6 protein-coding genes are annotated in these 4,866 nt (G+C 55.5%); all 6 read left to right on the top strand.

Annotation, left to right across the window (positions count from 1 at the left end; translation table 11 throughout):
• The coding region (locus MHK00_RS11605) for an integrase core domain-containing protein (RefSeq protein ID WP_436232083.1) at positions 1–224 on the top strand (224 nt) is incomplete at its 5' end.
• Positions 225–459: 235 nt separating this feature from the next.
• Positions 460–1,569 (top strand): sensor histidine kinase, encoded by a 1,110-nt coding sequence (locus MHK00_RS11600; RefSeq protein ID WP_250411964.1) that lies wholly within the window; start codon positions 460–462, stop codon positions 1,567–1,569.
• On the top strand, positions 1,566–2,243 hold the full coding sequence (locus tag MHK00_RS11595; RefSeq protein ID WP_005325032.1) for a response regulator: 678 nt from the start codon (positions 1,566–1,568) through the stop codon (positions 2,241–2,243). The genes MHK00_RS11600 and MHK00_RS11595 overlap by 4 nt, the downstream gene beginning before the upstream one ends.
• A gap of 73 nt (positions 2,244–2,316) precedes the next feature.
• On the top strand, positions 2,317–3,231 hold the full coding sequence (locus tag MHK00_RS11590) for an ABC transporter ATP-binding protein (protein WP_005325031.1): 915 nt from the start codon (positions 2,317–2,319) through the stop codon (positions 3,229–3,231).
• On the top strand, positions 3,228–3,974 hold the full coding sequence (locus tag MHK00_RS11585) for an ABC transporter permease (protein ID WP_005325030.1): 747 nt from the start codon (positions 3,228–3,230) through the stop codon (positions 3,972–3,974). Before MHK00_RS11590 ends, MHK00_RS11585 begins: the two co-directional genes overlap by 4 nt.
• A 4-nt stretch (positions 3,975–3,978) precedes the next feature.
• Positions 3,979–4,722, top strand: coding sequence for an ABC transporter permease (locus tag MHK00_RS11580; protein WP_005325029.1), 744 nt, complete (start codon positions 3,979–3,981; stop codon positions 4,720–4,722).
• Positions 4,723–4,866 lie beyond the last annotated feature (144 nt).

The raw sequence follows: 4,866 nt of genomic DNA, 5'->3' as shown, positions 1-4,866 counted from the left end.
GCTTCGATAACGCGATGGCCGAGTCATTCTGGTCAACGCTTAAAACCGAGTTCTACGACCGTAAGCGCTGGGCGACCCGTGATGCCGCACGCAAGGCCGTTGCCTACTGGATTGAAGTCGTTTACAACCGTCGGCGCCGGCACTCTGCACTAGGGATGGTCAGCCCCGTCGACTTCGAAAACCACATTGGTCTAACCACCAGTAGAAAAGAAATAGCTGCCTAAACACTAGGTAGCCCCACTACGTGTCCACGATTTGCGGGCAACCCCAAACTTTTGGGGGCCAGTTCACAGAGCGGGGCGCAGTTTTCCTACCTTTGGCTTCCCGAATTTGTGGGGAAGGAGGTCTATCTAGACCCGGCCTTGGATAAAAATGGCCGACGGAATCGTACTCAGGCATGACTACTTAACTCGTCGAACCGGATAGCGTAGAGGCGTGGAAGTCTTTTCTGATAGGCGAATGATTCGTGACCTTGCGGTGTCGCTTTTGTGCGGAGCGGCGTCTCTCATCGGTAGGGAGCTGATGTCCCGGCCGCTCTTTGACTACCTGATTATCGCCTTGGTCGTGCTAATGCCAATTATAAGCAGGCGGTGGCCGCGCCTGGTGGTCTTCGTTGCATCAATGGTGCTCTTCGCCAGCCTTTTCCAGGTGGAACTCACTGTAGGCATCATAATCCTTGCGGGGCAGGTCGCCTACATTATTCGCCGCAGGCTGGAAGATCCCCTGCGTCGAATAATGACTATAGGGATGCTTGCTGCGGACTTTATCGGCGTATTTTGGGTGAGCCAAACGGTACAGGAAGCAGCACAGGATATTGCGCGGCGCCTTTTCGTCGTGGGCTGGAGCCTACTGGTCCTTGCGGTATGCATGCTTGTGGGTGAACTGCGTAGGAGAGCAGAGGAAGAACGCACACGGGAGATTTCGCGTGCTCTAGAGAAACAACGCCTGGAATTCGAGAAAAGCTCGACGGAACAACGGGCGTTTATCGCACGTGAGATCCATGACGTCGTCACGCACTCGCTATCGGTCATAGTTGCCCAGGCCGATGGGGCGCTCTACACCAAAGACACGGAAGCGCAAGAAGAAGCTTTGAAGTCTATTTCCCGCGTGGGAAGGACCTCTTTGAGGGAGATGCGGGGAGTCGTGGGCTTGCTGCGCACAGGGGAAAAGCGCGGCACTCAACCGATGGCGGGATTCGGTGATCTTCCAGAACTCATTAACAGCGTTAGAAGCGCTGGCATTGCTGCGGGATATCGCTGCACAGGAACGCCACCTGAAGAACTTTCCGCCGCGACGTCACTAAGTCTGTACCGAATTGTCCAAGAGGCTTTGACCAATGCGAACAAACATGGTGGCGGGCAAGCAGACGTACTAGTCGAATGGCTTGAAGGTATCGTCCGCCTTGAGGTGCGCAATGGATATATGGGTGATGCTCGAGGCGAGGGACATGGCATTGCTGGCATGAAGGAACGAGCGGAATTGGTTGGAGGAACCTTCCAACAGCGCAGTGATGCTGGCACATGGATAGTAGAAGCAGAGTTACCCACCGTAGGAGGAAGTAAGCAATGAAAGTCGGATTGGTAGACGACCAGGTTCTCTTCCTGCACGGGATTGCCCAGATCATTAGTTCGCAGCCAGACATGGATGTTATCTGGCAAGCAAACGATGGCGAAGATGCGCTGACCCAATGCGCGGCCACGCCTGCTGATGTGGTGCTCATGGATGTACAGATGCCTGTCCGCGATGGAATTAGCGCCACTGCTGAGATCGCATCCACTCTTCCAGAGACGAAGGTCATCATTCTGACAACCTTCGATGACGAAGACTATGTAGTAGCCGGGCTGCGAGCAGGAGCGAGTGGCTTCGTGCTCAAGGACGCAGAGCCAGAGGAGCTACTAAGCGCGTTGCGCACTGTCTATCGCGGAGACGCGGTAATCTCACCCCGCGCCACTAAGCGCCTTGTCCACAGTATGAGGGATGATTCCACGGACACGCTGAGTATTAGCGGCGCAGACCGTCGGGTACTTGAATCGCTGACTGCCCGTGAACAAGAAATCCTTGAAGCAATCGGGATGGGATGGTCAAACACAGAGATATGTGAGCGGATGTTCATCTCTATGCCGACCGTCAAGACGCACGTTGGACGAGTGCTCGCCAAGACGAGTTCTAGGGACCGTGTACACGCAGCCCTTTTCGCCTATCGCACAGGAGTTGTCTCCCGTGCTGACCTGCTTAGCTCCTAATACCCCGGTATGACTCGCAAAATCGTGCCTCGCGGCGATGTGCGGCGTAGGCGCGCCGGGCAACGATTGAGTTATGAGCACAGAATATGTTGTCGAAACTCAGGGTTTGACCAAGGAATATAAGGGATTCAAGGCCGTCGACGGCCTTGATATGGCAATCGGCCCCGGTGTCGTTCACGGTTTGTTGGGGCCGAATGGTTCGGGCAAGTCCACGACCATGAAAATGCTTTTGGGTCTGGCAAAGCCGACTGAGGGAAGCATCAGTTTGTTCGGCGAGCCTTTCGGGCCTAAGACGCGCAGCCGGGCCTTGGCCCGCACCGGCTCGCTCATCGAGCAGCCTTCGGCCTATTTGCACCTCACCGGGCGAGAGAACTTGCGCATCGCTGCGCGGCTTCTACGCGCTGAGGCAGAAGACGTCGATCGCGCAGTGCACCTCGTGCGGCTGGAAAAGCAGCTGGACAAGCAAGTAGCGAACTATTCCTTGGGCATGAAGCAGCGCCTCGGCATCGCAATGGCTATGATTCGTAACCCGCAGCTTCTGATCCTTGATGAACCAACGAACGGTCTTGACCCTGCCGGCATCGAAGAGATTCGCAATCTCATCGTCAGCCTCGCTGCCGATGAGGGGCGAACGGTATTGGTTTCGAGCCACCTTCTCTCGGAAATCGAAAAGATGGCTAGTGAGCTGACCATTATCAATCGCGGGCAGTTGCTCTTCCAAGGTACAAAGCAGGAGCTTTTCCATTCCCAGCCGCCTGAAGTCTTTATCGAAACCCCGAACCCCGAGGAAGCGGCGCAAGCACTCGCGGGTATCTCAGTGCGCTTTGTAGAAGGTGGCATTCGGGTCCCGAACTTAAGCGAGCGCGACGTCGCGGGGGCTTGTACGCAGCTCGTCAACCATGGCGTGCCCATCTACCAGGTGCTAAGAACGCACCGCAGTCTCGAAGAGATCTTCATTTCGATTACGGGACGAGGTGGCTTGCAATGATGTTGCAGAATGAATATGCCAAGATGCGGCATACCCGGATGCTGCCGCTAGCCCTTGCTGTCACGCTCGCCATCGTTGCCTTTTCCAGTATGAATCTGGTGGGTGAGCACACCGCCGAACAATTTCAGCAAGATCCGCATAGTCAATGGGGCGGACATCTCCTTGGTTACATCATGGTGACGGCCTTCCTCACTCCGGTGCAGGTGGCATTGCTAGCCAGCCGCGCAGCCGATGTAGAGCATCTCCACGGCGGCTGGCGGCTTAATTCCATCGCCGGATACCGCCGCGGTGGTCTGCTCCGCGCGAAGTTCGCAGCTTTAGCCCTTGTCCTAGCCGCAGTAAAGGTAGTTGAATTGCTCGCGGTCTTGACCACTCCATTCTTCCTTGGCGCACAGTCGATTGATTCACCCGGCACATGGGTTCTCACAGCAGCTGGTCTATATGGAACCTCGTGCGCACTGATGGCGATTTTCTTGTGGCAGGCAGCACGCGTGGAATCCCAGCTCGTGGTGCTCAGCACTGGGGTAGTAGGCGGCTTCCTCGGTGTGGCAGGAATGCTTTCTCCAACCGCGGTCACGCTCATTAATCCCTTCGGTTACTACGCAGTCTTATCCCCATTTACCTTCCGCCCCGAAGGCCTGGTGAGCATCGAACCACTGTGGATTCCATGGGCACTGTTCATCGCCGTTGTAACCGTCATCTTCACCGTGCTTTGTCGCACGCTTGACTCCCAGGAGGAATAAGTTCATGTTTGCTATCGACCTGCTGAAATTTCGACGCTCCTACGTATGGGCTGTCATCTTCCTCGTGCCGTCTATAGCAGTCGGCATTGGTGCCGCGAATTATCACGCTAACTTGGCGTCACTTAATGCCGGATGGGCAAGCTATCTTTCCCAAGCAACGCTGTTCTACGGCTTAATCTTTATGACTGTGGGAGTGGCCATCATCGCTGCAGCTGCCTGGCGCCTGGAACACCGCAACCACAATTGGAACACTATTTTGACCTCACCGCGCTCGGCGGGAGAAGTAGTCGCGGCCAAGCTTTTCTCCATCATGGTCCTCATCGCGCTAATGCAGACGGTGTTCATCGCGCTGGCCTTAGGCATTGGACGCGGCTTAGGAATACAGGGAGAGATTTCGCCTCTCAACTTGAGCGCGCTGTTCTTAGCAATCATCCCGGCGTTCGCAGTCGGGGCCTGGCAATCCTTTTTCTCGATGATCTTTCGCAGCTTTGCCACGCCCGTGGCGATTTCACTTGTGGGCGCGATTGTCTCAGTTGGAATTCTCTATAGCGGTATTCGGCTCATCCCGATGCTGCTGCCACCGGCTATGGTTACGTCGACGATTTCGCTCGGCAGTACCGCCTTCGGCGCAGATGATACTCCTGATGTGCGCGGTATCGCGTTCAGGATGGCTGTTTCTATCTGTTTCGTCATCGGAGCTTGGATTGCATCTGTTGCCTGGCTGCGAACCCATGACGTTAAGGCTTAGGACTCATCCTTGGGACTCTTGCTTGGCGGATTCTAGGGGTCGTTGCAACGATGATGGTTAGTTTGGTTTGATGCTACCGGTTTGTGTGAGGGCGTTGGTCATGACTTCGGCTGGGGTGCGCCAGTTGAGTGCTTTGCGTGGTTT

Origin of the sequence: Corynebacterium tuberculostearicum (genome assembly GCF_022347385.1) — a bacterium.
GTDB classification, from domain to species: domain Bacteria; phylum Actinomycetota; class Actinomycetes; order Mycobacteriales; family Mycobacteriaceae; genus Corynebacterium; species Corynebacterium tuberculostearicum_M.
The sequence above is the reverse complement of the archived record's forward strand: the minus strand, read 5'-3'. Positions and strand labels throughout refer to the sequence as shown.